Annotated in this window: 1 pseudogene; it reads right to left on the reverse strand. The window is 63.0% G+C overall.

Annotated elements, in window-relative coordinates:
* Positions 1–243: pseudogene (locus KZZ04_RS20540) on the reverse strand (hypothetical protein); the annotation flags it as partial.

Consider the following 243-nt stretch of genomic DNA (forward strand, 5'->3'; position numbering starts at 1 on the left):
GGTGTACGCCGCCAACAGCAGGTCGCCGTTGAACAACGCATACGGCGATTGCAGGTAGCGAATGTTCGGCGCCGCGTTGATACAGCCGGAATGCGCCACCTTATCGAACACCGCCTTGGCCGCCCGCTGCTCATGCAGCAGGTAGTCATGGTGCCTGGCGATCACGTCACGCTGGCGCAAGACCGTGGCCTGCAAGCGGCGCAGGCGGTCCATGGCATTGATCTTGGCTGCCAGGATCAGTGG

Origin of the sequence: Pseudoalteromonas sp. CR1 (assembly GCF_019392235.1) — a bacterium.
GTDB lineage: Bacteria > Pseudomonadota > Gammaproteobacteria > Enterobacterales > Alteromonadaceae > Pseudoalteromonas.